The sequence below is a fragment of the Natrinema amylolyticum genome, assembly GCF_020515625.1.
GTDB lineage: Archaea > Halobacteriota > Halobacteria > Halobacteriales > Natrialbaceae > Natrinema > Natrinema amylolyticum.
This window is the reverse complement of the sequence record NZ_JAIWPJ010000001.1, coordinates 212567-236423: the sequence shown is the minus strand read 5'-3', so window position 1 is coordinate 236423 and position 23857 is coordinate 212567. Positions and strand designations below refer to the sequence as shown.

Sequence of the window (23857 nt, the reverse complement as noted above, 5' to 3'; positions counted from 1 at the left end):
GTTACTTGTCCACAATAAACATAGTTAGGGACCGAGGCTATCCCCGGTGCGCTCCGCTATCAGGTATGAACCTCGGATATCTCTCCCGGCTCGAAGACTTCGGTACCCGATCGCTCGTCACCCACGCCATCATGGCGGTGACGTTTGCGGGTGCGATCGCGACGGGACTGTTCGTCGACGGACAGATCGGTCTCGTCTCGTTCGTCGCGTTCCTCAACTTCACCGCCGGCGTGTGGGTCGCACAGTCGACCCACTCCCTCGGCAACGCCCGGACCGACGATTCCTACGAGGGGATCTTGGGGGTCTTGTTCGATACGACCGGTGAGAAGAGCTACCGCGGGCTGGATACCGGTCGGCTCGCGCGACTACTCACGTTGATCGCGGCCGTGACGGCGGCCTCGCTGCTGGTCTCCGGACAGGTCCTCTCGGGCGTGGTAGCGTCGATCGGTGCCGTCGCGATCGGCGTCGTCGCGCTCGTCACCGCGATGGTCGGGTTCCTGATCGCGATGGGGTCGTCCTACGACGCGGCCGAGCGCCAAGCGACCCGCGACGCCGACCGCGACGGTGAGCGTCTCGAGTCGGAACGGCCGACCACCCCGACGACCGAGTTCGACGACGCCGCCGACAGCCGGATCTCGATTCACGAGATGCACATGGACGACTCGGCCGCGAAACGGCGGTGACATCGCGCGGCGGACTCGATTCTCACGGACGCTTCGACGACGATACCCAGTCTCCCGGAGACGGCGAGCATAGCGAGCCATCGGTTCGTCGGAAACGAAGACCGCGCTCCGACGCCGGCCACGGTCAGTCCGCCGTCAGGGCGCTCAATCGACATGTCGGGACGACGCACGTTCGACCGTACAGAAAAAACGGGTGACAACCACGACCCGGTTCGGGTCACCGAGACACTCGATCGCAATACGGTGACGGATCTGACGCGGCACCCGACAGTCGACGTCGACCGGACGTTGTTAGCTTTATACTCCTGACCGATGGCTCCGATGAGTGTGGCCCCCACCGGACAGCGATAATGATCGACGCAAACACAGCTTCCACCGAGACGGTTCGGATCGAGGTGTTTCTCCGAAACAACGCGTCCGCGGCCGTCGTGGAACCGCTCAGAGAGATCGTTGCGCGAGCGCGGCGTCTCGAGAAGCGAGCGATCGCGGCCGACGTGCGCGTCGAGACGTGGACGTCGGTGCGACCCGCACTCGAGAGACTCAGTGATGCCGGGCCGTCGGTGTCGCTCACCGTCGACGCGTTCGAGTCCTGGGCCGACCGCGAGGGGTACACGCTCCGCCCGGCGTTCGAACGGCACGAGACCGAATCGATGCTCGGTCACCGCCCCGTCGCCGAAATTCAGGTACCGACGATCTGCGTCGCCGTCTACGAGGACGATGATCTCCGGTGCGTCGCACCCTGCTCGGACGGCGACCGCACGTACACCGTCGAGGACTGTCTCGACGCGCTCGAGGACGGCAGTACCGAGCCGTTCACCGACCCGGGCGAACCGCTCCGAGACCGATTCGGCGACACCATCGATAACGCCGCGCAAACGGAGAAAGGGGAGTAGTACGCGGTCGAGGCCCACAGTTCGGGCGATAGAAGGCAGTCGCGGACGACGATCAGTCCCTGAGTTCCTCGAGTTTCCCCTTCGCTTTCTCGAGGCCCGACTCGAAGGTCGCCTCGATCTCCTCGACGGAGCGCTCGACGTAGTGGACGCGCTCCTTGGGGACCCGGCGGACGACGTCGTTGCCGTCCTCGTCGGTCCCGTACGCGAACAGCCAGTGATCCTGAAAGTAGGCGATCCGATCGTTGTCGACCGTGGCTCGTTCGTCGGTTTCGCCGGGCGTTTCGTAGACGATGGTCGCGGTGCCGAGTTCGGGTTCGGTATCGGTGTCGGTATCGATGTCCACCATGGTCGTCGCGTCCACGATCCGCCGTGTAGTTGTGAGCCCGGCAGGTGCAGCCCGCTCGCGGCTCGAGCCCGGCGGTCGTGATCGACCGACCGCGACCGACCTGCGGTCCCCGTCAGTCGGAGCCGGACTCGCTCCGGGAATCGGATCGATCCTCCGCGGCGTCGCGGATACCGCTATCGTCCGTCGGCGTCGGTTCGGCGTTCTCCGCCTGATACGGCTGCGTCCCGGGCCCGAGCGCCAGAAAGACGACGAACCCGACGGTGATCACCAGCGCGGCGACGATACCCCAGCCGATGATGACCGGTCCGTCGAGTCCGCCGAGGACGGCGGGCGCGAGCGTCTCGAGTGGGAGCATCATCGACCGCGCTAGTCCGGAGACACCGAAGAACGTTGAGCCGTACATATCGGGGTCGCGGCCGGACCGACGAGCGGACGGAAAACGACGGTTCGAACGGATCTCACCGGTCCGCGACAGTCGTCACCGAATCGCGGTTCACTCGTCCGCTGCTGGGCCGCGGTTTACTCGTCTTTGATTCGGCTCCCGCCCGGCGGCATGAAGTGCTGAATCCGGTCGGGGCTCGCGATCTTCCGGACGAACGTCTCGTCCTCGAACCGCTCGCGGAACCGGCGGTAGAGCCGCTTGGCCGCGTCGGCCTGGGCGTACCGCCCGGGCTCGAGTTCGATCGTCGTCACCGCCGTGTCTTCGATGGCCGACGGCGGGCCGCCGATGACTCGCGTGTACGGCTCGCACTGAATTCCGACCGCCGCGCCGACCGCCGTGTCTCGGTAGTAGGTCCGGTCGCCCCGAATCGCGAACCCGCCCTTCTCCAGGTACTCGCCGCTCTCGGGGGTCTTCGAGACCTGATCGGAGTCGACGGCGTAGACGTCGCCCGCGTAGCGGCCGTCCTTCCAGACCGACGAGTAGGAGACGGCAAACTGAGCGGCCTCCTCGACGCTCGATTCGGGCAGTTCGATATCGCTCGAGGAGGCCTCGCTGGGGTCGGTCGCCTTCAACACGGTGACGGGACCGCCGTGGGCCTGCGTGTGGAGGACCTTGTCCCCGGGCTCGAGGTATTTTTTTACCAGCTCCTCGTTCTGGTCGGCGTTGCGGCCGCCGATCACGAGGTAGCCGTCGCTGGTGTGGAACCAGCGGAAGCGGTCGAACCAGGGCTCGTTCTCGCGGATCGGAATGGACGGTTCCGAGAGCCAGTCGCGCGGGAGGTCCGACTCGTCCTCGTCGTCCTCGTCTCCGTCCCCACCGCCGCTCTCGTCGGCCTCCCACTCGTCGCGGCGGCGCTCGGCGTCCGCTAAGTCTTCGCGGGTGTTCTCGATGGCCGCGAGTGCGCCCTCTTTCTTCTCCTCGACGCGCTTGGCCTCGGTGTAGAGCCGGTCGGCGTTCTGCTCGACGCCCTGCTGGGCGTCGAGATCGATCCGTTCGTCGTCGATTTCGACCGTGACCGTCCCGTCGCTGCCGTCGACCTCGACGACCGCCTCGGCGGCGTCGATGCCCTGCTCGGCCCCCTCCTCGAATCGCTCTCTGATGTCCTCCCACGAGCGATCGCGTTCGCGGGCCCCCTGAATCGTCGAGAGGATATCGTCGACCAGTCCGTACTCCGCGTAGAGCAGTTCGGCCTGCTCTCGCAGCGCGTCGGCCTCCTCCTCGAACCCCTCGATCGCCCCCTGCTGTTGCTCGATAATGCGCTCGTGTTTGGCGATCTCCGACTCGAAGTCGGGCCGCTGATCGGTCGGATCGGGCTCTTCTTCCTCCGCGAGTTCCAGCCGGAAGAAGTAGTCGTCCAGCGCGGAGAGGAACGAGTCGTAGGGTTCGCCATCGAGGTCGTCGTGCTCCTCGAGCGGGAACGGCGTGACGTCGACGACGCGGTCGTCGCTCCCGCCGTTCGCCTCGTCACCGTCCGCATCGTCGCCGTCCTCGTCCTCGGTCTCGAGATAGAGCCGCGGATCGAAGTTACCGTTCCGGATGTCGAGCGCGAGGCGCTCGATCGTCTCGTAGAGCCGATCGTAGACGTCCTCGTCGGCGTCGTCGATGTCCATCCCCTTCTCGACGCCGGCGCGGGTACACACCTCCTCGGCGTAGAGCCCGCCGAAGTTCAGTTGGGTCGCGAGCGTCCGAACCACGTCCGTATCGGAGTCGTCCATCTCGTGGTCGAACGCCTCCCGCGAGACGGTCAGCGGGTTCGTCCGGGTGTCGGGGAACTCGTAGCGCGAGCCCGGGACGACGGTCCGGGACTTCAGGCGGACGGTCTCGAGGCAGTCGATCACCTCGTACTCGCCGTCGGTGACCGCAACGTTGCCCTGGCCGAACAGTTCGACGATAATCCGGGTCGTCCCGTCGTCGCGCTCGAAAACGAACTCGAGGATGCGGTCGAACTCGTACTGCTCGACACCGGCGAAGTCGGCCCCGGAGAGCCGATTGCGGAGCATCATCGCGAACTGCGGCGGTCGGCCGGGGGCGTCGGGAACCCGTTCGGGGGCGACCGTGTGCGCCCGCTTGACCTCGCCGACCTCGAGGATCAGTTCCATGCGGCCCCGATCGAAGTCCCGCATCTTGAGCCGGACGAGGTCGTCGCCGTAGAGGTACGCTTTGTCGACCTTTGCCCCCTCGTAGGCACCGAATTCCCCGACGAGGGCGGCGAGGTCGACGCTTGTCAGCTCCCGCTTTGGATCCATACCCGAAAGTGGCCGGTCCGGTCAAAAAGACGTGTCGCTCCGACGCCAGCGCCCTGATTCCGGTTCGATCGCGTCGCGAGGGAGGATCGTGCCTTCCGACTATCTATGGCTGTCGTCAGATCGGTCCGGAGAATTCGAGAGTCAGTAGATGGCCCGACTCCATCGGTGCTGACTCGCAAAGCAGGCGCTGTCGGAGGTCGGAAAGCCTAATCCGCGCCGGCACCCAGTAGGAGCCATGAACGACGCTATCGGTGACGCCACCTGCAAATCGGCCGAGTCGGTATCGCGTGACGGACATCGAGACCGATCGCGCGGCCCCCGGGGAGGGCGAGCCGTATGAGCGCGGGCGACGACCAACCGTGGGAAAACGTCTCCCAGTTCCCGGACTTCCTCGAGCACCTCGAGCAGCAAGGCGGTGCGACGGTCAGCGGGATCGTCGACCGGATCGATGCGGATGTCGACATGGACGGGGTCGTCTACCACGACCGCGGCATCAGATCGCCGGGCTACGACGCCACCTTCGTCCCGGAACCGGAAGGAGATCGACTGCGGCCCGCGTTCAGCGTCGAACTCCACACCGTCGGCCCCCGCAGCGTCTGGGCGGTGTTCGACGCGACGCTCTCCTGGGACTTCTACCTGCTCGAGTCCGAGGGGATCGCGGCGATCGCCTGGGTGAGCGACGAGGAGTACAACGCCGAAGAGGCCGGGCTGTTCATGTCGAAACACGACGCCCTCGCCGCGGGCCGGTTCTCCTTCGGCACCTTCATCTACGCCGACGAGGACTGGCAGGAACAGCTCGAACTCATCGAGGGCACGGACACCCCGGCGTTCCTCAAGCGCGACGACGGCAGTACGCTCGTCCCCACCAGTCAGTCCGATTTCTACAACGTCGTCAACTCTACGCCCGAGGAGTTCCGGACGAACGGCGGCGGCGCACCCGCCCATCTCGGCCTGCTCGAGCTCGAAGTTTCCATCGACTGAGCGTTCGCGCCCGGCAGCGTCTCCCCCGATCGCAAGCGTTTTCGAAGCGGCGGCGAAGGGAACGATATGTCACCCTTCGGCGAAGTCATCCTCGTCGCCACGATCGCGGGCTGTACGACGGGGATCGGCGCGCTTCCGCTCTTGCTCACCGACCGGATCAGCCACCGCGTCTACGACGGCTCGCTCGGACTCGCGGCGGGAATCATGGTCGGCGCTGCCGTCTTCGCGCTCGTCCTGCCCGGCCTCGAGATGGGGTCGCCGCTCGAGGTCGTCGCCGGTATCCTCGGGGGCGGCGGCTTCCTCCTCGCCGTCAACGCCGTCTTCCCCCACCTCCATCTCCTGTTCCGCGGGGAACGCGTCGAAGGGACGAGAGAACTCGATCCCGCCGGTGACTTACCGTCGGTCGAGGAGAGAGCCGTCACCGAACCGATCCGCGACGGTGGCGACGACCTCCGACGGGCCGCTCTCGTCGGCGGCACCGTCACCATCCACAACGTCCCCGAGGGGCTGGCCGTCGGCATCGCGTTCGCCAGCGGCGAAACAGCGCTCGGACTCGCCATCGCGACGGCGATCGCCGTCCAGAACGTTCCCGACGGGTTCGCGATGGCGGTCCCCGCCGTTCGGGCGGGCGTCTCCGCACCCAAGACGCTCCTCTATACCACCCTCTCGGGCGGCGTTCCGGAACCGATCGCCGCGGCCATTGGCTTCTCGCTCGTCGCGGTCGTCTCCGGACTCTTCCCCGTCGCCGCCGGCTTCGCCGCCGGCGCGATGATCGCCGTCGTCTTCCGGGAACTTATCCCCTCGAGTCACGGCCACGGCTACGCCGACACTGCGACGGCGGCGTTCGTCGTCGGGTTCGCGATCATGCTCGTCGTCGATACCGTCCTCGCGGTCTGAGTCGGACGGCAGGCGAAATCTCGTACAGCGCTCGAGAACACGAAAGAAAGATTGGTGAATACTATTATACTATGCCATGGTCTCCCGGGAAAAAAGCGTCATCGCCGCCGCGTTCGCTCTCTGTCTCGCCGCGTTTCTGCTCGGTGCGGCCCTCGGACTCGAGGGGCCGATCTACGCGGTCGTCGTACTGATCGTGATCCCGGTTCTCGGACCGCAGCTCTCCCTCGCGGCCACCGGTGACGACGAGCTGCCGTCGTCGACACGGATCCGAGCGGCCCTGCTGATCAGCGCCGGCCTGTGCGCGCTGTTCGGATTCAACGGGACCGAACCGGAACGGCGCCTCATCTGGAATCTCGGTGTCGGCTTCTTCCTCGCGTTCCTCGCTTATGAGGTCCGCGCGGGATACCTGCGTCGGACCGCGACTCACTGAGGAGAGCGCCTCGCGAGATTGTGTCCGGTTCAGCCACGGACAGCGCTGCCACACGTTCAACTGCCGTTCGATCTGAGCCGCCGCTTTGCGGCGAAACCGAGAGCGCAAAAGGGATCCGGACGACGAGCGCACCGCGACGGCCGTTCCAAGGGATCGAACGGCCGTCGCGGCGCGCTCAAACGGGACAGTGCAGTGTGGTGCTGTCGGAGTGGGGGAGTCGACAGCGTGCCGACGGTGATCGGCGCGAGATACTACCGCGACTAACAGTATAAATTTTTTCAATCTAATAGGGACATAATACTGCAAATACCCTGACGACAAACCGGACACGGAGTATCAGGAAGCGACAGATCGTCCACCGCCCGTCTCATCGGATCGATGTCCGAGGGGCCGCGGTTGCTACAGAGAACGCAACTCGTGGCGATTCACAGGCGCTTGCTGACGTAGGGGCCGTCCTGATGATAGCCGAGTTTGTTCCGGTAGTACTCCCGCGCGCCGATACCGGAGATCACGCTCAGTTTGTCGTAGCCGGCGTCGGCCGCGAGTTCCTCGGCGCGGTTCATCAGTCTGCGGCCGTAGCCCTGATGCTGGTGCTGGTCGGTCTCGCCCTCGTCACCCATCGACACCTCCGATCCGTAGACGTGGAGCTCTCGGATCAGCGCCGTGTTCTCGAGCTCCGGCCGAACGGGATCGTTCGGGAACCGGAGTCGGCAGAAGCCGACCAGCAGGTCCTTCTCGAAGTCCTCGAAGGAAATGAAGTGCTCCGTGCCGCCGCAGGCCTCGTAGGTCATCACGTCGAGTTCGACATCGTCGGGTTCCTCGTCGTGCATCCCGGCCTCGCGACAGCGGATGCAGTCACACGTCCAGCCGTGCTCGTCCATGCGCTTGCGGGCGAGCTGTCGGAGGTTCGACTTCCAGACGCCGGCGTCGATGAAGTCCGCCGGGATGTCCCGCTGGACGCGCTGGAGCCGCGTGTATCGGGGGATCATGTCCTTGATCTCCGCGACTAGATCCGCGGCCTCATCGTTCGACAGCGGCTCGTACTCGTCTTTGTGCCACCAGTCGTAGGTCGCGGTGCCCCGCACCACGAGCGTCGGGTAGATCTTCAGGTAGTCGGGCTTCCACTGTTCCTGTTCGAAGAGCCGCCGGAAGTCCTCGAGACACATCTCCTTCGACATGCCGGGCTGGCCCGGCATCATGTGGAAGCCGACCTTGAACGCCGAGTCCCGCAATCGCTGGTTAGCGTCGATCGACTCCTGAACGCCGTGGCCGCGGTGCATATCGCGGTTGACCCGCTCGTAGGTCGTCTGGACGCCGACCTCGACTTTCGTCCCGCCGAGGTCGAGCATCCGATCGATCTGCTCCGGGTCACACCAGTCCGGCTTCGTCTCGAAGGTCGTCCCGATGTTGCGGATGTCCGCGGTCTCGTTCTCCGCGATGACGTCCTCGAGGTACTCGAACTCGTACTCCTCGGGATCCTCGGCGAAGCTGACGCCCTGAGCCGGTTCGGGCTCCTTGTCGACGTCGTAGTCGTTCATCGCCTCGAGCGCGCGCTTGACGAACCACTCCTGATAGTCGTGGCTGCGGGCGGTCATCGTCCCGCCCATCAGGATGAGCTCGACCTTGTCGACGGGGTGGCCGATCTGGCGCAGTTGCTCAAGCCGGAGCGTCACCTGTCCGTAGGGATCGTAGTCGTTCTGGACCCCGCGGGCGGCCGCGGGCTCCTCGCCCGTATAGCTCTGTGACGACGAGAACTCGGAGTCGGGGCCGCCGGGACAGTAGAGACACTTGCCGTGGGGACACCGCTCGGGCGACGTCATGATCGCGACCGGCGAGACGCCGGAGGCCGTCCGGACCGGCTTGCGCTGGAGCACGGTCTCTAAGTCCTCCCGGTGCTCCTCGGGCGCGTAATCCAGCAGCTCGGAGTTCTTCGGCACCTTGGGCGCCGAGTGTTCCGAACAGGCCTCGAGCTTGGCCTTCTCGACCTCGTCGCGCTCGACGTCGCCGGCGAGGATCCGTTCGACGAGCGTCTCACAGACCCGCTCGAACGCTTCGGTTTCGGTCGGTTCTGGCGTCTCGGTACTCACTACACGTGTTTCGTCGCCGTTCGCGAATAAGCGTGTCGGACTCTCGGACCGGGACAGAGACCCACCGATCCCGGAGGACGATCGCGCCGTCGATTCCGTACACAGTCGCGGCTTCCGAAAGGTAATCGTTTAAGGGCGGTCTCGCCCTACCGTCGGCGTACCGAATGTCACCCGACCTGGCGATGGTCATCGCCGCGGTCGCGTTACCGTTCGTCGTCGCAGCACTCACGCCGGTAGTCTTTCGCGTCCTCGGAGAGGGAACCGGATTCGTCGGGACCGTCGTGGCGCTCACCTCGTTCGGCCTCCTCGCGACCCAGTACGGGGAAGAGGGGGCCGTCGGGATCGAGTGGGTCCCCGCTCTCGACATCGCGCTCCGGTTCTACGTGGACGGCTGGGCGCTGCTGTTCGCGATGCTGGCGTGTGGAATCGGTGCGCTCATCTTCACCTACTCGCCCGCGTACATGCACGGTGAGTCGGGGCTGGTCAGGTACTACGCCGCCCTGCTCGCCTTCATGGGATCGATCGTCGGCGTCGCGCTCGCCGCCGACCTGGTCGCGATCTTCCTCTTCTGGGAACTCACCAGTCTTGCGTCGTTCGTCCTGATCGGCTACTACACCGCCGACGACTCCTCACAGTACGCCGCCCGGATGGCCATGTTCATCACTGTCGGCGGCGGCCTCTTCCTGCTCGTCGGCCTCCTCTTGCTCTCGCTGGTCGCGAGCGATATCCTCGGTCCCGGAGCCGCGTTCAATCTCGCCGCGATGCTCGAGAGTCCCGAGACGATGCAATCCGCCCTGCGAGAGCGAGGGCTGTTCCTGCCGGTCCTGGGGCTGCTCGCGATCGGCGCGGGAACCAAGTCCGCGCAGGTCCCGCTCCACTTCTGGCTCCCGAACGCGATGGCGGCCCCGACGCCCGTTTCGGCCTTCCTCCACTCCGCGACGATGGTCAAGGTCGGCGTCTACTTTATCGGGCGCGTCCGCCCCATGCTCGTGAGCGCCGAGTGGCTGTTTCTCTTCGCGACGCTCGGCCTGACGACGATGACCGTCTGTGCGATCATGGCCGTCGCGTCGACGGACATCAAGGAACTGCTCGCCTACTCGACGGCGAGTCACCTCGGGCTGATGATCGCCGGGTTCGGCTTCACGTCGGTCTACGGCGCTGAGACCGGCGTCTTCCACCTGCTCAATCACGCGCTGTTCAAGGCCGCGCTGTTCCTCGTCGCCGGCATCGTCGCCCACGAAGCGGGCACTCGAGAGATCGACGAACTCGGCGGGCTCCGTCACGATCTGCCGGTGACCGCGGCGATCACGACCGTCGTCGCGCTCAGCATGGCTGGTATCCCGCCGTTCAACGGCTTCTACTCGAAGGAACTGCTCTTCGAGGCCGCCGTCGAGGCGAGCCACCACCACGATATCGGTCTGCTAGGATGGCTCTACCCCGCCGTCGCCGTCTTCGGAAGCATCTTCACCGTCCTCTACTCGCTGCGATTCCTCTCGCTGTTCTTCGGCGACCGGCCCGACGCGCTCGGCCACGTCCACCGTCCGCCCGTCACGCTCCTCATCCCGCCGACCGTGCTGGCGCTGCTCGCCGCGGTTGTCAGCGTCGACCCCCAACTCGCCGTCGACGCCATCGTCCAGTCCGGCCTCGAGGCGACGGCGGTCGACCCCCACGAGATGCACACCGGCATCCCGACGTCGTACTCGCCCGCGCTGGGGATGAGCGCCGTCACGATCGGCGTCGGACTCGTCGCGTATCCGGCCTACGGCCGGCTCCACGACGGGATTCGGTCGGTTCCACGGGCGGTGCCGCCGATCGGGGCGAACTGGTGGTACGATACCGTCGTCGACGGTCTCAGTGACGAGGGACGGGCGTTCGCCGAAACGGTTCACAACGGCATGCTCCGGACCTACGCGACGTGGACCCTCGCGGCGACCTGTGCGCTCGCTCTCACCGGGTTCGTCGCGGCCGGTGCCATCGCACCGACCGAACTCGGCCTCGAGGTCTCGATGGCCATCGCGCTCGTCTTGCTCGTCGCGGTGATCGGCGGCGTCGCCGTCGTCACCTCCGAGTCACACATCGCCGGCGTCCTCACACTCTCGATCCTCGGGTTCATGGTCGCCATCTTCTACATCCTCGCGAGCGCGCCCGACCTCGCCCTGACCCAGCTCGTTGTCGAGACGCTCGTGCTCGTGATCTTCCTGCTCGTGATCGAGGAGATCCCCGAACACTACGAGATCGAGGTCGGGAAGATCGCCCGCGACGCCGTCCTCTCCGTCGCCGTCGGCGCGACCGCGTTCGTGACGGTGCTGGTCACGACCGGCGCGCGCCCCGACGGCTCGAGCGAGATCGCCCGCGCCTACGCCGAGCAGGCCGTTCCCCAGGGCGGCGGAACGAACATCGTCAACGTGACCCTCGTCGACTTCCGGGGCTTCGACACACTCGGCGAACTCGCCGTGGTCGCGCTCGCCGCGATCTCGATTCTGACACTGATCGTCATGCGAGGTCGCGACGAGGGCGACGCACTCACTGATACGCCGGCCGACGACGAACTACCCGGCGGCGAGCTGACGGACAACGGACCGGCCGGAACCCGTCGCGACGGCGGCGGATCCGCCGGGGGTGACGACGAATGACGACGGTCATCATGCGTACGACCGCTCGAGTGATCGTCCCGATCGTTCTGGTCGTCGCGATCTCGCTGTTCTTCGAGGGACACAACCTCCCCGGCGGCGGGTTCATCGGCGGCGTTCTCACGGTGACGGCCTTCGCGATCGTCTACATGGCCTTCGGGCTGGACTTCTTAGAGCGAGGAGTCCTCGGACGCGACGTCGACCCCGGCAAGGAACGCTCGCGGGATCGCGTCGTGCTGGCGTATCGCCGCCTCTTCGCGTACGGCTTCGCGATCGCCGTCGCCAGCGGGCTCGCACCGCTGCTGTTCGGCGAGCCGTTCCTCACGCAGACGTTCGTGATTCTGGAGGGGATCCCGATCTACGATCACCTCGAGGTCGCGAGCGCGCTGGCGTTCGACTTCGGGGTCTATTGCGTGGTCGTCGGTGGCCTTCTCACGATCCTCTCGGTGGTGGGAGCCGAATGACCGGGGTCGCGCTCGCGGCCACGGTCGGCGCGCTGTTCGCCCTCGGGACCTTCCTCCTCTTACGGCGGGACCTGATCCGAGTCGTCTGGGGGCTGGCGATCATCAGTCAGGCCGCGAACGTCTACCTGCTGGCGATGGGCGGGATCGCGCCGGCGACCGCGGACTCGGTGCCGATCCTCGCCGGCCACGGCGATCACGTCCCGCAGACGGCCGACCCGCTGGTACAGGCGCTCGTGTTGACCGCGATCGTGATCGGGTTCGGGATGACCGCGTTCGCGCTCGTGCTGTCGTATCGGGTCTACGAGGAACACGACACGCTCGACGTCACGGAACTCGGTGATCGCGAATGACGACGGCGACAGCGACGATGATGACGCCGATGACAACGGTGACGACGGTGCTGATGACTACCCAACCACGAACACTGACGGCAACGGGTGACCGCCGATGACGGCGACGCCCGTCGGCACGGAATCGGCGCTCGTGATCGCACCGATGCTGGTCGTCCTCGTCGCGGCCGTCGGCACGCTGCTGCTCGGCCAACGACCGCGGGCTCGAGCGGCCGTCAGCCTCGCCGGCGGCGCGGGCTACGCGATCGCGGTCGCGGCGATCGACTGGTATATCGTCCTCGCGCCGGACGCGCCGGGGATCGCAACGTATCAGGTCGGCGACTGGCCGGCCCCCTTCGGCATCACGCTCGTCGCCGACGGTCTGTCGGCGTTCATGCTCACCATGGTCGCGATCCTCGGGATCGCGTCGCTCGTCTTCTCGACCAGACACCTCCCCGGCGGCGAGGGCCGCAGCTACTACTTCCCGCTCTTTCACTTCCTCGCGCTGGGCGTCACCGGCGCTTTCCTCACCGGCGATCTGTTCAACCTCTTCGTCTGGTTCGAGGTGATGCTGATGGCCAGCTACGTCTTCGTCGCCTACAGCGGCGGCCCCCAGCACACCCGCGCCGCATTCTGGTACGTCACGCTCAATCTGCTGGCCAGCGCCGTCTTCCTGCTCGGCGTCGGCGGTATCTACGCGACGACCGGCACGCTCAACATGGCCGATCTGGCCCAGCGACTCGCCGACCCGGCGGCCTACGGGCTCGAACCCGTCCCCGTCGTCGGCCTGCTGGGCCTGTTGCTGTCGGTGTTCGCGATCAAGGCCGGCCTCGTCCCCTTCCAGTTCTGGATCCCGACCGCCTACCGGGCCGCACCACCACAGATCACGGCCCTGCTCGCCGGTGCGACGAAAAAGGTCGGAATCTACGCCATCATCCGACTCTCCTTTACGATCTTCGCCGGTGCGGAGATCGCCGTCGATCTGCCGCTTCCGTTCCTGGACGTCGCGATCGCGGGCGACTCGCCGCTGCCGTTCGTCGGCGCGGCGCTGTTCGTCATGGCGGCCGGCAGCATCCTCTTGGGCGGTATCGGGGCCGTCGGCCGCGACTCCATGGAGGGCGTCTTCGCCTACTCGAGCATCGGCCAGGTCGGGTTCATCGCTATCCCGGTCGCGATCGCGGCGACGGCAGCCGGCCCGGGGCTGCGCAAGTTCGCGATCATCGCCGCGCTGGTGTACGCGCTCAACCACACGCTGGCGAAGGGACTGCTCTTTCTCGCCGTCGGAACGGTCAGGTCCGCGACGGGAACGAGCCGCTTCGCCGACCTCGGCGGACTGGCCAGGCGGTCGCCGCCACTGGCGATCGCCGTGTTCGTCGGCTCGCTCGCGCTCGTCGGCATTCCGCCGCTGTCGGGCTTCTTCGGCAAGTTCCTCGTCTTCGACGCCGCCGCTCGAGCGGAGGCGGGATCCGTCCTCGTCCTCCTGCTCGTCGGGTCGCTGTTGACGATCGCCTACGCGACCCGGCTGTGGAATCAGAGCTTCTGGGGGGCGCGGACGGACGCCGTCGAAGCGGCGACCGTCGATTCCGTCCAAGTCGCGATCCTCGTCGCCCTCGCGGTCGCGATTATCGCGGTCGGTATCGGCTTCGAGCCCGTCTACCAGTTCGCGGAGACCGCCGCCGAGGCCGCGCTCGATACCGAGGGCTACGTCGACGCCGTCGATCCACAGTCGGCGAGCGAACTGGGCGGCTCGAACGGGGGTGACCACTGATGCGAGTGCGGACCTGGCCGGTCGTCGGCGTCGTCTTCGCGGTCCTGTGGGTGTTCGTCGTTGGACAGCCGCTCACCCCCCTCTCGCTCGTCCGCGGCTTCCTCGCGGGACTGGTCGTCGGCCTACCGGTGGCGTACGTCTTCCGGCGGCTGTACGGCAAACACGTTGATCTCGGACGCGGGATTCGGGCGCTCCCCTACGCCGGACTCTATCTCGGTGCGTTCACCTGGGAACTCCTGCGGGCGAACGTCGACGTCGCCTACCGGGTGCTCTCGCCCGGGATGCCGATCGAGCCCGAAGTGATCCTGGTGCCGCTGCGGGTCGAGTCCGACGTCGCGATCACGATCATCGCCAACAGCATCACGATCACGCCCGGCACGGTGACGCTGGACTACGACGAGGAAACCAACGCACTGTACGTCCACGGCGTCAACGGCCGCGACCCCGAGGCGATCGCCGAACCGATTCGAAACTGGGAGGACTACGCCCTCGAGCTATTCGACGAGGAGGCATCGCCGTCGGATCCGCCGCCGGAAATCGTCGTCTCAGGCGGGGAAAGAGACAGGGGGCCGGATCGCCAATCGGGAGGTGTCGGCGATGACTGAGTCAACCCCGGCCGTCCTCGAGACGGCGATCAGAGTCGCGTTGGTCCTCGTTAGCGGACTCTGTGTTCTCTGTGGCTACCGCGTGATCCGCGGACCGACGAACCCGGACCGCGTGGTCGCCTTAGACGCCATCGCGACGAACGTCGTGGCGATCGCGGTCCTGTTCGCCCTCCTGACCGGACGGGGACTGTTCATCACCGTGAGCCTCGTGCTCGCGATCATCGGCTTCATCGCGACCGTCGCCGTCGCCAAGTTCGTCACCGAAGGCGAGGTGATCGAATGATTCACACCGCCGTCATCATCGCGCTGATCGTCGTCGGCGTCTTCTTCCTACTCGTCGGCACGATCGGCCTGTTGCGGCTGCCCAACGTCTACAACCGGATGCACGCCACGAGCAAGCCCACGACGCTCGGCACCGCCGCGATCTTCCTGGCCGGCTTCGTCGAGTTCGGTCCCGGCTCGGAGGGGCTGACCGCGCTCATCGGGATCGTCTTCCTCTTCCTGACGGTTCCCACGGGCGCGCACATGATCGCCCGCGCCGCCGAGCGGATCGGCATCCCCTTCCTCGGCAGCGTCACCTGGCCCGACCCGTCGGCGATCGAGCGGCCCGAGCGACCGGAGCGACTCGAACGCAGCGAGCGCTCCGACGAGGCCGAGCCAACCGACGACTAGGACTCAGCGCTCGAACTCGGGCTCTCGATCCCGGTTCCGGTCCCGGTCCCGTTCTCGGTCGGCGGTCCGGTCCGTCCGATTTCGCTCTCGAGTCCGCGCCCGTGCGTCCTCGAGCGTCTCCGTGTCCAGCAGTCGCTTGAGCTTGCGTTCGAACTGTGCGTCGGTCAACTCGCCCGCGGCGTAGCGTTCGCGCAGCGTCTCGAGCGCATCGCGCGCGTCGGTGTCGGTGGCGGCGTCGCTCGTCGGTTCGGATTCCCGCTCCGTCTCGTCCGCGCTCGAGTCGTCCCACTCCCGGTCGCCCGCGTCCGGGTCTTCGTCGAACAGGATCGCGACTAACGGCACGACGGCGACGTAGCCAACGAGCAACGCCGCGAGCCACCACCCCTGGTCGGTGAACATCGCACCGAGCCAGATGGCCGTTACGAGTAGCGACGCGATGCCGGACGCGTTCTCGCGAAGGCGGTTCCTCGGCGTCTCCCCGGTGCGTTCGCGACCGCTCCCCTCGATCGCATCCATACGATCGCTTCGCGCCGGGGTCGGAAATACGTTATCGGTCCAAGGTGTCGACGACTGCGATCGTCCGCCTCGGTCGGTCGGCTACCGAACGACGGGACCGACCCGCGCGGTGGACGGAATTCCCTAGACGGGTCTCGGAGCCGAATCGACCACTCCGTGACCGCAGGCCGGTGTCGTCCGAAAATTTGTTAGAAATGCGTAGTGAACGGATTGACATGCCGCTCTCGCCGGACAGACGGCTCCGGATTCGAATCGCTGGCGCACTCGCGCTGGTGGTGATCGTCAACGGGCTCGTCCTCTCGGTGTTCGCCTGGAGCGTCCGCCGCGTTTCGGCTGCGAGCGGGTGGTCGACGTCGACCGAGTTCGGTCTCCCGCTCACTATCGGAGCGGTCCTCCTCGGCGCGGTCGGTCTCGTCGCCCTGCAAGCGCGATACGGCTCGCGAACCGTTATCGCCGGACTCGACCCGGACGAACTCGACAGTGAGCGTCGGCGAAACGTCGATGGGCGGGTCCGACGTCTCGCGGCGCAGGCGGCCGTCCCGATCCCATCGGTGGCCGTCGCCGATCGAGACGAACCGGGCTGCTTGACCGTCGGGTCCCTCCGATCGCCGACGATCGTCGTCACCACAGGCCTGCTCGAGCGACTCGACGACGACGAACTCGAGGCGGCCCTCGCCCACGAGGTCGCCCACGTCGCGAACCGTGACCTCCCGGTCGTTACCGCCGTCGCCGCGACCGTCGCGATCGGCGATCGGTTGCTCGAGCGCGAGCGGAAGCTCCGGAGCACGCTCTGGGGGATGGCGGTAGTGGCCCTGTTCACCGGCATCGGTCTCGCCGTCCTCGCAGTCCCGATTCTCGCGCTCATGGTGGTATACCTCGTTGTGAGTGCCGTCGCTCGGGGATTGCTCGGCGTGAACGCGATCGCGCTCGGGCTGTTCGCGAAGACGCGCGAGTACGCCGCCGACCGCGGCGCGAGCGAACTCACTGGCGACCCGGCCGCGTTGGCGAGCGCACTCGAGACGCTCGAGAGCGAGCGCCCGACGCGGGATGCTCGACTCCAGGCGAGTGCGACGCTCGGGATCGTGTCACGGGCGTTGTCGTTCGAGCGAGACGATGATGACGAGGAGAACTGGTTCGACCGATGGTTCGTCAACCAGTTCTCGGCGGAGACAGTGGAGGAGGAGGGGCCGGACGACGGAGCGGGATACCTGGATCGGGTCGGCGAGCGCGCGAAAACGTGGCTCCGCGAGCGGATCGTCGCCCCGGTAAAAACGAGCGTTCATCGAGCGCTCGCGTGGCGACCCCCGACGCACCCGCCGACCGAGGCGCGGATCGAACGGTTGCGGACGCTCGAGCGCGATCGCCGAGGATGAGGGACAGACGTGAAACGGAAAGCGGAGTTCCCCGCGTTGTACGCACCTACCGGGTGCCGGAGAGAGACCTTACGAGGGGACCGGCGGCAGCGTCGCCTCGTCGAACCAGAACGCTTCGACCGCGCGACCGATGTCGGCGAACTCGCCGGGGTCGGTCGGCTTCGTGAGGTACGCGTTGGCACACAGTTCGTAGCTCCTGACGATGTCTTCGGTCGCCTCTGAACTGGTGAGCACGAGCACCGGCAACGACGTCAGTTCCGGATCGTTCTTGATCGTCTCGAGGACTTCGAACCCGCTCGTTCTGGGCAGGTTCAGGTCCAGTAAGACGAGGTCGATGTCGGGGCCGGACTCGGTCGCGGCTCGGTTTTGCAGGAACTCGAGCGCGGCGTCACCGTCGGTGACCGTGTGAAACGTCGTTTCGAACCCCGCCGATTTGAAGGCCTCCTCGATGAGTCGAACGTCGCCGGGGTTGTCCTCGACGAGCAAGAGAGAGACGGGATCGCTGGAGGGGGTGGGAGACACTGTATGATTACTGGAACGTTATACGTATAAGCCTGCCTGCAAAGCACGTTGGATACCGCGTCCGAAGCAGCGCAGGTTCGGCTCGCGCAGCGGGGGAGGACTCGCCGGCGGTCGGTCGACGCTACCACCGAGTAGCGGTCACTCTCGTTCGGTGATCGTCCCGCCGGCCAGTCCGTCCCATTCAACGCGATAGTCGAGCCGCGAGAGGACTGCACTCGAGTCGGAGATTTCGTGGTCCTCGAGGATCGCTTCGGCGTCAGCGAGGTCCATGCCGGATTCGATTTCGTCGGCGAGCGCGTCGAGCACGGCGGGCCGAATCAGCGTCCGCCCGACCCGGTCGTGCTCGGGGAAAGTCTTGTCCGCGAGCGCGTCCGCGCTCACGCCGTGGCGCGCCGCCAGCGTCTCCAGCGTGATAACGGCCTCGTCCGGCCGGAGCGCGTCGGGAAGCGCGGCCGCGCTCTCGGCGACCAACTGCCGTTCGTACTCCCGGAGGACGTCGGCGACGTCTTTGACTCGGACCGTCCCCGAGTAGGGAATCGCCCGGTGGTCGCGAGCGGCGATTTCCTCGCCCACGCCCAGCGATTCGTCGACGGCGACGAGCATGTCTACGTCCTCGAGGTCAGACAGCTGCGAGAGTTTCTTCTCGACGTATTCTGGCGTCCAAAACCCCATAATCTCGAAGAAGAGGCGGAAATCGCCGTGCTCGTACTCGAAGGCGAAGTCCGGAATCATTACCCGCGTTCCTGTCGCGAGCGGTTCCGGCTCGCGGACGAGATCCCACTCGAGGTCGAGAGTCGAGAACCGGGCGGCGAAGTCGGCTTCGACGCCGCTGTCGAACGAGACGTCGGCCACCGGTTCGGCGTCGGGAACGCGGATCGGATCCTCGTGGGAGAGCGAGAGCGTCCGTTCGGTCCCGCGGTCGTCGATCGTCGCCGCGAGCGACCACCGCTCGCTCTTCGCGACCGTTCGGAGGAGTCGAGCGAAGCGGGTCCCGTACCGCCGCGTCGCGCGAAAGAGGTGGGTCGGGCCGGTGACGACGACCTCGCGGTCCGAAATTTCTGACCCCCCGTCCGTCGCCTCGCTATCGAGCCGTCTGATCTCGTACATCAATCGCAGACGCTTGATCGCCGAGATCAGCGCTTTCGGATCGCTCGAGCGGACTCGCAGCTCGGTCGCGTCGAACAGGGCCGTCTGTGCCAGCGAGAGGTTGTACTGGGCGACCAGCCCGTCGGGATCCCAGCGGGGTTCGACCGCCGACAGGATCTGGCGCTCCTCGAGATCGGCGTAGAGGGCGGTCTCGAGGTCGTCGGCCGAGACGTCGAGCGATTCGCTCGCGCGGATGAGCGCCATCGCTCGCTCGTCCTCGGTGACGACGCCGACCGCCTCGGCGGCCTCGAACGCGGCCCGCCGGGCGCGTTCGGGTTCGACCGCCGCGTCGGTCTCGAACGTCGCCTCGCGCTCGAGCAGCGCCGAGAGGCCGCGCGCGAGTTTGAAGTCCTCGGCGTCGTGCTCGAGGTCGGTGAGCGCGGTCTCGAGGGCGGCGCGTGGTTCGCCGACGTGACCCTGATACGTGCCGATGACGCGGGCCGCGAGCGGGCGGTGGCTCCGGTCTGCGAACTGGGGATGGTAGCCGCCACCGGCCCGCGAGACGCGGAGCAGGTCCTTCGTCAGCATCTAGTTCCCGTCGGCGCGGCGTCGCTAAAAGTCACCCGGACGGCGTGTGGCGCAGATCGGTCGCAATCGCCACAACTCGACTCACACGTCCGCACCGGCGATCGCCGGTCGGCCGCCGTCGCCCGGTGGTTCGCCGCCGTCGATCGACGGACGATCGACGGCAGTCGGCGAGCGCTCCCCCTCCTCGAGCGGCGGTCGCTCGAGCGCCGACTGCGCCTCTCGCTTCCGCTCGAGCAGCGCGTCCGGGTCGGTCGGGCCGTCGCGTTCCGTCTCGATCGCGCTCTCGGTTCCGTCGGTCGTCAGCACGATATCGCCGTGGACGCCGGTCCAGTAGGTCTCGATCCCGCGGTCGGCGAAGGCCTGCAGGACCTCGTCGTGGGGGTGACCGTACCGGGAGTCGAGAGCGCTCGAGACGATCGCAGTGTTCGGGTCGACCGCATCGAGGAACGGCCCGCTCGAGGAGGTCGACGAGCCGTGGTGGCCCGCCTGATAGGCGTCGGCCCCGAGTTCGTCGCCGTACTCCTCGGCCAATCGGCGTTCGGTGCCGGCCTCGATATCGCCGGTCGTCAGGTACGAGAAGTCGCCGAACGCGAGCGCGAGCACGACGCCGTTGGCGTCGACGTCGTCGCCCCCGTTCTCGGGCGGGTTCAGAACGGTGGCCGCGAGCGACTCGTCCTCGAGGGGCAGCGTATCGCCGGCCGCGACCTCGAAGAGTCGCACGTCGTACTCCTCGATCGCGTCGAGATAGCTATCGTAGGTCGCGGTCGTGTGCGGCACGCCGGAGTCGTAGGCCGCACCGACCCCGTCGCCCTCCTCCTCGAGATATTCGATGACCTCGGGATGGCCGCCGATGTGGTCGGCGTGGCCGTGAGTCGCCACGAGGTGGTCGACGCGCTCGATGTCGTGGGCCCGGAGATAGTCGATGACGGTCGCCCCGTCGTCGCGGTAGTCGCCCGTGTCGATCAGGATCGTCTCGTTCGACGGCGTGACGATGAGCGTCGAATCCGCCTGCCCGACGTCGATGTGGTGGATCTCGAGATCGCCGCTGACGTCGCTCGGAGAACTCCCGTCGGTGCCGTCGGGACCGCCGATATCGTCGATCCCGCTGCTACAGCCCGCGAGGACGAGCAGGCCGGCGACCGCGACGACCAGCGCGGCTCGTCGCATCGTATTCCGGTCCGATGCGCTCTGCGGGTATGTTCGTTTTGGCTGCATGAGCGCCCGAAAGTGGATATTTCTAACACGTTGCGATCGAACCGGTGATCGTCACTGGCGGATACTCGATCGGGCGTGTCGGATAATCGAAAAACGCACGGAAGCACCCGAATCCATCGCGAGCGCCGCGGACTGTGGCTCCGGCGTCGCCGATCTCAGAACGCGTCGCCCTCGAAACTCGTGTCCGCGTGCAGGCTGTCCTTCAGCGCGTCGTGGACCTTGCAGAGTTCGAAGGCGCGCTCGATGATCTCGTCGCCGGTGTCGTCGTCCACGTCCGCCTCGACGCGGATGTCGAACTGGACCGACTCGAGTTTGTCGTCGTCGTTGAGTTCGCCGCTCGTCTCGATCTCGATCCGCCCGAGGTCGTCGGCCCCGCGCTGCTGACCGCCGACGCGCAGCGCCGGTACGTAACAGGAGCCGTAGGCGGCGAGTAGAGTCTCGAGCGTGTCGGGGGCCTCCTCCCCGTTGGCGTCGATCGTCGTCTCGAAGTCCCGAATCTCGTTCGATGCACTGTACCCCTCGTCGGAAACCGTGGTGACCTGTTTCGCCATCGCAGTCGAGTCGTCCACGAGCGGTGCTGTAAACGTTTGGTGCCGATCGCCGTTCGTGCGTCTCCGGCTCGGGAACCGCTCTCGAGGCCGCGCTCACGGCCGAATACGGCCGTAGCACGCGACGATTGCGTCGACACCCTGCGTCTGCAGCGAGGGCCGATTTGTCGGTCGCGACGCAACGGTCGTGAACGGACTATGGCAACTCTCAACAGGAACTCGGCGAAGAAGCTCAGCATCATTTCGACGGTGATCGACGCCGTGATGGCGTTCCGACGCGGGCGTCGAAAGAGCGGTCTCCTCCTCCTCGCCGCGGCCGCGCTTTCGTCCCGAATCCCCGGTATCGGAACGGCCGTTTCGTTGTTCCTCCGACTCGTTCGACGGCTGCGATAGCTCGAGTGCTCGATGGTCGACGTTACCGGTCATCTCGGAATGGCGCTGTTGTTCGCCGCACCGGCGTGGATGGTATGGGGCCGACGCGGTGCGCTCGGGTTCACGGCCTTCGCGGTAGCGACGGCGATGCTCCCCGATACGGACCTGGCACTTCGGCACGTGCTCCCGATCACCCACCACGGGGTGACCCACACCGTCCTGTTCGTCGTCCTGATGAGCGTTCTCGCCGGAACCGTCGCCGCCCGATACCTCACCGACTGGTTCAACGCCAATCGAAGGATCCGGAGCACCGAAATCACGAACGAGACCGTCTTCGTCTTCGCGACGGCGGGACTGACCGTCGGCGGCATCAGCCATCTCTTCGCCGATCTCCTCTCCGCCCCCGATATCGCGCCGCCGCTCTCGCCGTTCTGGCCCCTCTACTCGGAGCCGGTGATCATCGACGTGATCTACTACGGGTCGCCGTTCTGGAACTTCGGGCTGCTCGCCGCCGGCGCGGGGCTCCACCTGCTACTCGCCCGCCGCGAGCGCTATCCGCTCGAGACCCGCTACCGAATCGGTGGCAACGGGTCTCAGTATCGCGCGAGCGACGACGACTGAGCGCCCGCGTCGTCCGCGACGGCGAGAAAAGAGAGCCGGTGATCGATTCGGTCGTCGACGTTCCCCCCCCTCCCCCCTTCCGTCCGTTCAGGCGTTCAGGACTCGAGTTCGAACGGCTCGTCGGCCTCGAGCGTGTGGACCTCGGCGTCGCTGCCGGTTCCGCGAACCTCGCTGGCGAAGTCCTCGGGATCCTGCTCGATCGGCGGGAAGGTGTCGTAGTGTTGGGGGAAAGCGTGGTCGACGTCGAGCCAGTCGACGGCGATGGCGGCCTGCATCGGCCCCATCGTGAAGTGGTCGCCGATCGGCACCGCGGCGGCGTCGGGCTCGAGATACGGCCCGATGACCTCGCGCATCTCGGTCATGAGGGACGTGTCGCCCGCATTGTAGAACGTCGTCGACTCCTCGTCGCTGACCTGCGTCGGTTTAGTGTCCGAGACGACGAAGCCGGCGGGCATCCCGCCGCTCGCGTCGTTTTCGGTCATGATCCCGTTCGTGTGGTCGGCGCGGGTCATCGTGACGTAGGCGTCGCCGCACTCGACGGTTCCGCCGAGGTTCATCCCCATCCCCCCGACGGCGTCGTCGTAGCCGAACTCGTCTTCGCAGTAGGAGACGATCTCCGGCGTCGCGACCAGCGTCGCGTCCGAAAACTCGCCCGCGTGCGCGATGTGGTCCGCGTGGCCGTGCGTCAACAGGACGTAGTCCGGCGTCTCGATATCGGCCGGCTCGAGGTCGGTCTTCGGATTGTCGAAGAACGGATCGATCAGTAGGTCGGTCTCCCCAACGGTGACGTACCACGTCGAGTGGCCGTGCCAAGTGAGTTCCATAGCGACTGCTCGATTCGTGCGAAGACACAATAAAAGTGGGCGAGGCCCGACGGGGTCGGTAGCAGCGGATGCCTCTCCGCCGCTCGCGGACTCCCGCTCGTCCCGCCCGGCCCGCAACGACCGCTTTACGGCCGGCGGAGAACGTGTACTATCACCAATACTTATACGTTCGGTCTCGCAAGGATAGGAAGCCGCAAGCGAACTGACACACCACGCATGCGGTCTGGGGTCGCATCCCGGTCGGTCGCCGGTTCAGCGCGATCGTCCGTTCCGTCGCGATCGCCAGCGGGTTCACTACCACCCATCCGGCACCCCACCACTGCGGAGTCCCGCGGCGTTCCGCGGGGCGTCACCGCACTGGGCGGCGATGCCGTGGCGTTTTTTACCCGGGGGCCGTACGGCGACTATGCTCGCACTCACGCTCGAGGAGTTCATGGTAGAGTTGAACGACGGTGCAATCAAGAACGTCGGACCGAACAACAAGGAAGCGACGGTCAAACTGTTCGACGTGGACTCTGCCGAGGCCAGGGAGTTCGGCGACAAGCGCATCAAACTCGTCTTCGAGGACGAGGACGACAACGAAGTGCAGGTTTCGCTGTTTCCGGAGGACGTCCGGAAGCTCGTCGACGATATCGAGGCGCTCGAGGACGATTCGCCCGTTTTCGACTGACGGCGGGGCTGTATCGCAGTTGTAACCGTGACTCGCATCGCGAACGCAT

26 protein-coding genes are annotated in these 23857 nt (G+C 66.4%); 16 read left to right on the top strand and 10 right to left on the bottom strand.

Features of this window, described 5'->3' with window-relative positions:
* Positions 1–65: 65 nt before the first annotated feature.
* Both LDH66_RS01265 and LDH66_RS01260 read left to right on the top strand, forming a co-directional pair.
* Positions 66–683, top strand: a complete 618-nt coding sequence (locus LDH66_RS01265; protein ID WP_226479272.1) for a hypothetical protein — start codon at positions 66–68, stop codon at positions 681–683.
* Between the two features lie 350 nt (positions 684–1033).
* A complete protein-coding gene (locus LDH66_RS01260; RefSeq protein ID WP_226479271.1) occupies positions 1034–1576 on the top strand; it encodes an HTH domain-containing protein in 543 nt (180 codons plus the stop codon).
* Positions 1577–1628: 52 nt separating this feature from the next.
* On the opposite strand, the gene LDH66_RS01255 is transcribed toward LDH66_RS01260, so the two are convergent.
* The 3 genes from LDH66_RS01255 to rqcH all read right to left on the bottom strand — a co-directional run bounded on the left by LDH66_RS01255 (position 1629) and on the right by rqcH (position 4610).
* Entirely contained in the window at positions 1629–1922 is a 294-nt protein-coding gene (locus tag LDH66_RS01255; RefSeq protein ID WP_226479270.1) for a hypothetical protein, read from the bottom strand.
* Between the two features lie 112 nt (positions 1923–2034).
* Positions 2035–2280, bottom strand: coding sequence for a hypothetical protein (locus tag LDH66_RS01250; protein WP_226479269.1), 246 nt, complete (start codon positions 2278–2280; stop codon positions 2035–2037).
* Positions 2281–2441: 161 nt separating this feature from the next.
* The gene (rqcH, locus tag LDH66_RS01245; protein ID WP_226479268.1) at positions 2442–4610 is read right to left on the bottom strand and encodes a ribosome rescue protein RqcH; all 2169 of its coding nucleotides are present in this window, start codon (positions 4608–4610) and stop codon (positions 2442–2444) included.
* A 336-nt stretch (positions 4611–4946) separates the two neighbouring features.
* Between rqcH and LDH66_RS01240 the strand changes: the two genes are divergently transcribed.
* The 3 genes from LDH66_RS01240 (at position 4947) to LDH66_RS01230 (ending at position 6918) form a co-directional block, all read left to right on the top strand.
* On the top strand, positions 4947–5591 hold the full coding sequence (locus LDH66_RS01240) for a hypothetical protein (protein ID WP_226479267.1): 645 nt from the start codon (positions 4947–4949) through the stop codon (positions 5589–5591).
* A gap of 66 nt (positions 5592–5657) precedes the next feature.
* A complete protein-coding gene (locus LDH66_RS01235) occupies positions 5658–6488 on the top strand; it encodes a ZIP family metal transporter (RefSeq protein WP_226479266.1) in 831 nt (276 codons plus the stop codon).
* Between the two features lie 76 nt (positions 6489–6564).
* Positions 6565–6918 carry a hypothetical protein gene (locus LDH66_RS01230; protein WP_226479265.1) on the top strand — a complete coding sequence of 118 codons (354 nt, stop codon included), beginning with the start codon at positions 6565–6567 and terminating at the stop codon, positions 6916–6918.
* Between the two features lie 425 nt (positions 6919–7343).
* On the opposite strand, the gene LDH66_RS01225 is transcribed toward LDH66_RS01230, so the two are convergent.
* Entirely contained in the window at positions 7344–9005 is a 1662-nt protein-coding gene (locus LDH66_RS01225; protein WP_226479264.1) for a tRNA uridine(34) 5-carboxymethylaminomethyl modification radical SAM/GNAT enzyme Elp3, read from the bottom strand.
* A 164-nt stretch (positions 9006–9169) separates the two neighbouring features.
* Here LDH66_RS01225 and mbhE point away from each other — a divergent pair, with 164 nt between their 5' ends.
* The 7 genes from mbhE (at position 9170) to mnhG (ending at position 15473) form a co-directional block, all read left to right on the top strand.
* Positions 9170–11638 (top strand): hydrogen gas-evolving membrane-bound hydrogenase subunit E, encoded by a 2469-nt coding sequence (gene mbhE / locus LDH66_RS01220; protein ID WP_226479263.1) that lies wholly within the window; start codon positions 9170–9172, stop codon positions 11636–11638.
* A complete protein-coding gene (locus LDH66_RS01215; RefSeq protein WP_226479262.1) occupies positions 11635–12099 on the top strand; it encodes an MnhB domain-containing protein in 465 nt (154 codons plus the stop codon). The genes mbhE and LDH66_RS01215 overlap by 4 nt, the downstream gene beginning before the upstream one ends.
* Positions 12096–12449 carry a sodium:proton antiporter gene (locus LDH66_RS01210; RefSeq protein ID WP_226479261.1) on the top strand — a complete coding sequence of 118 codons (354 nt, stop codon included), beginning with the start codon at positions 12096–12098 and terminating at the stop codon, positions 12447–12449. Before LDH66_RS01215 ends, LDH66_RS01210 begins: the two co-directional genes overlap by 4 nt.
* 97 nt (positions 12450–12546) lie before the next feature.
* The gene (locus tag LDH66_RS01205) at positions 12547–14196 is read left to right on the top strand and encodes a complex I subunit 5 family protein (RefSeq protein WP_226479260.1); all 1650 of its coding nucleotides are present in this window, start codon (positions 12547–12549) and stop codon (positions 14194–14196) included.
* Positions 14196–14801 carry a Na+/H+ antiporter subunit E gene (locus LDH66_RS01200; RefSeq protein WP_226479259.1) on the top strand — a complete coding sequence of 202 codons (606 nt, stop codon included), beginning with the start codon at positions 14196–14198 and terminating at the stop codon, positions 14799–14801. Before LDH66_RS01205 ends, LDH66_RS01200 begins: the two co-directional genes overlap by 1 nt.
* Positions 14794–15084, top strand: a complete 291-nt coding sequence (locus LDH66_RS01195; protein WP_226479258.1) for an MrpF/PhaF family protein — start codon at positions 14794–14796, stop codon at positions 15082–15084. The genes LDH66_RS01200 and LDH66_RS01195 overlap by 8 nt, the downstream gene beginning before the upstream one ends.
* Positions 15081–15473 carry a monovalent cation/H(+) antiporter subunit G gene (gene mnhG, locus LDH66_RS01190; protein ID WP_226479257.1) on the top strand — a complete coding sequence of 131 codons (393 nt, stop codon included), beginning with the start codon at positions 15081–15083 and terminating at the stop codon, positions 15471–15473. The genes LDH66_RS01195 and mnhG overlap by 4 nt, the downstream gene beginning before the upstream one ends.
* Before the next feature lie 3 nt (positions 15474–15476).
* Here the strand turns inward: mnhG and LDH66_RS01185 are convergent, their stop codons facing one another.
* Positions 15477–15989 (bottom strand): SHOCT domain-containing protein, encoded by a 513-nt coding sequence (locus LDH66_RS01185; protein ID WP_226479256.1) that lies wholly within the window; start codon positions 15987–15989, stop codon positions 15477–15479.
* Positions 15990–16204: 215 nt separating this feature from the next.
* On the opposite strand from LDH66_RS01185, the gene LDH66_RS01180 reads away from it, so the two are divergent.
* A complete protein-coding gene (locus tag LDH66_RS01180; protein WP_226479255.1) occupies positions 16205–17362 on the top strand; it encodes a M48 family metallopeptidase in 1158 nt (385 codons plus the stop codon).
* Between the two features lie 69 nt (positions 17363–17431).
* Here the strand turns inward: LDH66_RS01180 and LDH66_RS01175 are convergent, their stop codons facing one another.
* The 4 genes from LDH66_RS01175 to LDH66_RS01160 all read right to left on the bottom strand — a co-directional run bounded on the left by LDH66_RS01175 (position 17432) and on the right by LDH66_RS01160 (position 21324).
* Positions 17432–17884 (bottom strand): response regulator, encoded by a 453-nt coding sequence (locus tag LDH66_RS01175; RefSeq protein WP_226479254.1) that lies wholly within the window; start codon positions 17882–17884, stop codon positions 17432–17434.
* A gap of 138 nt (positions 17885–18022) precedes the next feature.
* Positions 18023–19558, bottom strand: a complete 1536-nt coding sequence (locus tag LDH66_RS01170) for a DUF790 family protein (protein WP_226479253.1) — start codon at positions 19556–19558, stop codon at positions 18023–18025.
* 81 nt (positions 19559–19639) lie between these two features.
* Positions 19640–20725: a ComEC/Rec2 family competence protein gene (locus LDH66_RS01165; protein ID WP_226479252.1), complete on the bottom strand. Its 1086-nt coding sequence runs from the start codon at positions 20723–20725 to the stop codon at positions 19640–19642.
* Positions 20726–20928: 203 nt separating this feature from the next.
* Positions 20929–21324 (bottom strand): OsmC family protein, encoded by a 396-nt coding sequence (locus tag LDH66_RS01160; protein WP_226479251.1) that lies wholly within the window; start codon positions 21322–21324, stop codon positions 20929–20931.
* 195 nt (positions 21325–21519) lie between these two features.
* On the opposite strand from LDH66_RS01160, the gene LDH66_RS01155 reads away from it, so the two are divergent.
* Positions 21520–21714, top strand: coding sequence for a hypothetical protein (locus tag LDH66_RS01155; protein ID WP_226479250.1), 195 nt, complete (start codon positions 21520–21522; stop codon positions 21712–21714).
* Between the two features lie 12 nt (positions 21715–21726).
* Positions 21727–22314: a metal-dependent hydrolase gene (locus LDH66_RS01150; protein ID WP_226479249.1), complete on the top strand. Its 588-nt coding sequence runs from the start codon at positions 21727–21729 to the stop codon at positions 22312–22314.
* Between the two features lie 95 nt (positions 22315–22409).
* Here LDH66_RS01150 and LDH66_RS01145 read toward each other — a convergent pair whose 3' ends face one another.
* Positions 22410–23138, bottom strand: a complete 729-nt coding sequence (locus LDH66_RS01145; RefSeq protein ID WP_226479248.1) for a metal-dependent hydrolase — start codon at positions 23136–23138, stop codon at positions 22410–22412.
* A 406-nt stretch (positions 23139–23544) separates the two neighbouring features.
* Between LDH66_RS01145 and LDH66_RS01140 the strand changes: the two genes are divergently transcribed.
* Positions 23545–23808, top strand: coding sequence for a hypothetical protein (locus tag LDH66_RS01140; protein ID WP_226479247.1), 264 nt, complete (start codon positions 23545–23547; stop codon positions 23806–23808).
* The last annotated feature ends 49 nt before the right edge of the window (positions 23809–23857 follow it).

Coding starts and splice junctions, on each gene's coding strand:
- LDH66_RS01265 (WP_226479272.1), top strand. CDS start 66: ATGAACCTCGGATATCTCTCCCGGCTCGAAGACTTCGGTACCCGATCG.
- LDH66_RS01260 (WP_226479271.1), top strand. CDS start 1,034: ATGATCGACGCAAACACAGCTTCCACCGAGACGGTTCGGATCGAGGTG.
- LDH66_RS01255 (WP_226479270.1), bottom strand. CDS start 1,922: ATGGTGGACATCGATACCGACACCGATACCGAACCCGAACTCGGCACC.
- LDH66_RS01250 (WP_226479269.1), bottom strand. CDS start 2,280: ATGATGCTCCCACTCGAGACGCTCGCGCCCGCCGTCCTCGGCGGACTC.
- rqcH (WP_226479268.1), bottom strand. CDS start 4,610: ATGGATCCAAAGCGGGAGCTGACAAGCGTCGACCTCGCCGCCCTCGTC.
- LDH66_RS01240 (WP_226479267.1), top strand. CDS start 4,947: ATGAGCGCGGGCGACGACCAACCGTGGGAAAACGTCTCCCAGTTCCCG.
- LDH66_RS01235 (WP_226479266.1), top strand. CDS start 5,658: ATGTCACCCTTCGGCGAAGTCATCCTCGTCGCCACGATCGCGGGCTGT.
- LDH66_RS01230 (WP_226479265.1), top strand. CDS start 6,565: ATGGTCTCCCGGGAAAAAAGCGTCATCGCCGCCGCGTTCGCTCTCTGT.
- mbhE (WP_226479263.1), top strand. CDS start 9,170: ATGTCACCCGACCTGGCGATGGTCATCGCCGCGGTCGCGTTACCGTTC.
- LDH66_RS01215 (WP_226479262.1), top strand. CDS start 11,635: ATGACGACGGTCATCATGCGTACGACCGCTCGAGTGATCGTCCCGATC.
- LDH66_RS01210 (WP_226479261.1), top strand. CDS start 12,096: ATGACCGGGGTCGCGCTCGCGGCCACGGTCGGCGCGCTGTTCGCCCTC.
- LDH66_RS01205 (WP_226479260.1), top strand. CDS start 12,547: ATGACGGCGACGCCCGTCGGCACGGAATCGGCGCTCGTGATCGCACCG.
- LDH66_RS01200 (WP_226479259.1), top strand. CDS start 14,196: ATGCGAGTGCGGACCTGGCCGGTCGTCGGCGTCGTCTTCGCGGTCCTG.
- LDH66_RS01195 (WP_226479258.1), top strand. CDS start 14,794: ATGACTGAGTCAACCCCGGCCGTCCTCGAGACGGCGATCAGAGTCGCG.
- mnhG (WP_226479257.1), top strand. CDS start 15,081: ATGATTCACACCGCCGTCATCATCGCGCTGATCGTCGTCGGCGTCTTC.
- LDH66_RS01185 (WP_226479256.1), bottom strand. CDS start 15,989: ATGGATGCGATCGAGGGGAGCGGTCGCGAACGCACCGGGGAGACGCCG.
- LDH66_RS01180 (WP_226479255.1), top strand. CDS start 16,205: ATGCCGCTCTCGCCGGACAGACGGCTCCGGATTCGAATCGCTGGCGCA.
- LDH66_RS01170 (WP_226479253.1), bottom strand. CDS start 19,558: ATGCTGACGAAGGACCTGCTCCGCGTCTCGCGGGCCGGTGGCGGCTAC.
- LDH66_RS01165 (WP_226479252.1), bottom strand. CDS start 20,725: ATGCGACGAGCCGCGCTGGTCGTCGCGGTCGCCGGCCTGCTCGTCCTC.
- LDH66_RS01160 (WP_226479251.1), bottom strand. CDS start 21,324: ATGGCGAAACAGGTCACCACGGTTTCCGACGAGGGGTACAGTGCATCG.
- LDH66_RS01155 (WP_226479250.1), top strand. CDS start 21,520: ATGGCAACTCTCAACAGGAACTCGGCGAAGAAGCTCAGCATCATTTCG.
- LDH66_RS01150 (WP_226479249.1), top strand. CDS start 21,727: ATGGTCGACGTTACCGGTCATCTCGGAATGGCGCTGTTGTTCGCCGCA.
- LDH66_RS01145 (WP_226479248.1), bottom strand. CDS start 23,138: ATGGAACTCACTTGGCACGGCCACTCGACGTGGTACGTCACCGTTGGG.
- LDH66_RS01140 (WP_226479247.1), top strand. CDS start 23,545: ATGCTCGCACTCACGCTCGAGGAGTTCATGGTAGAGTTGAACGACGGT.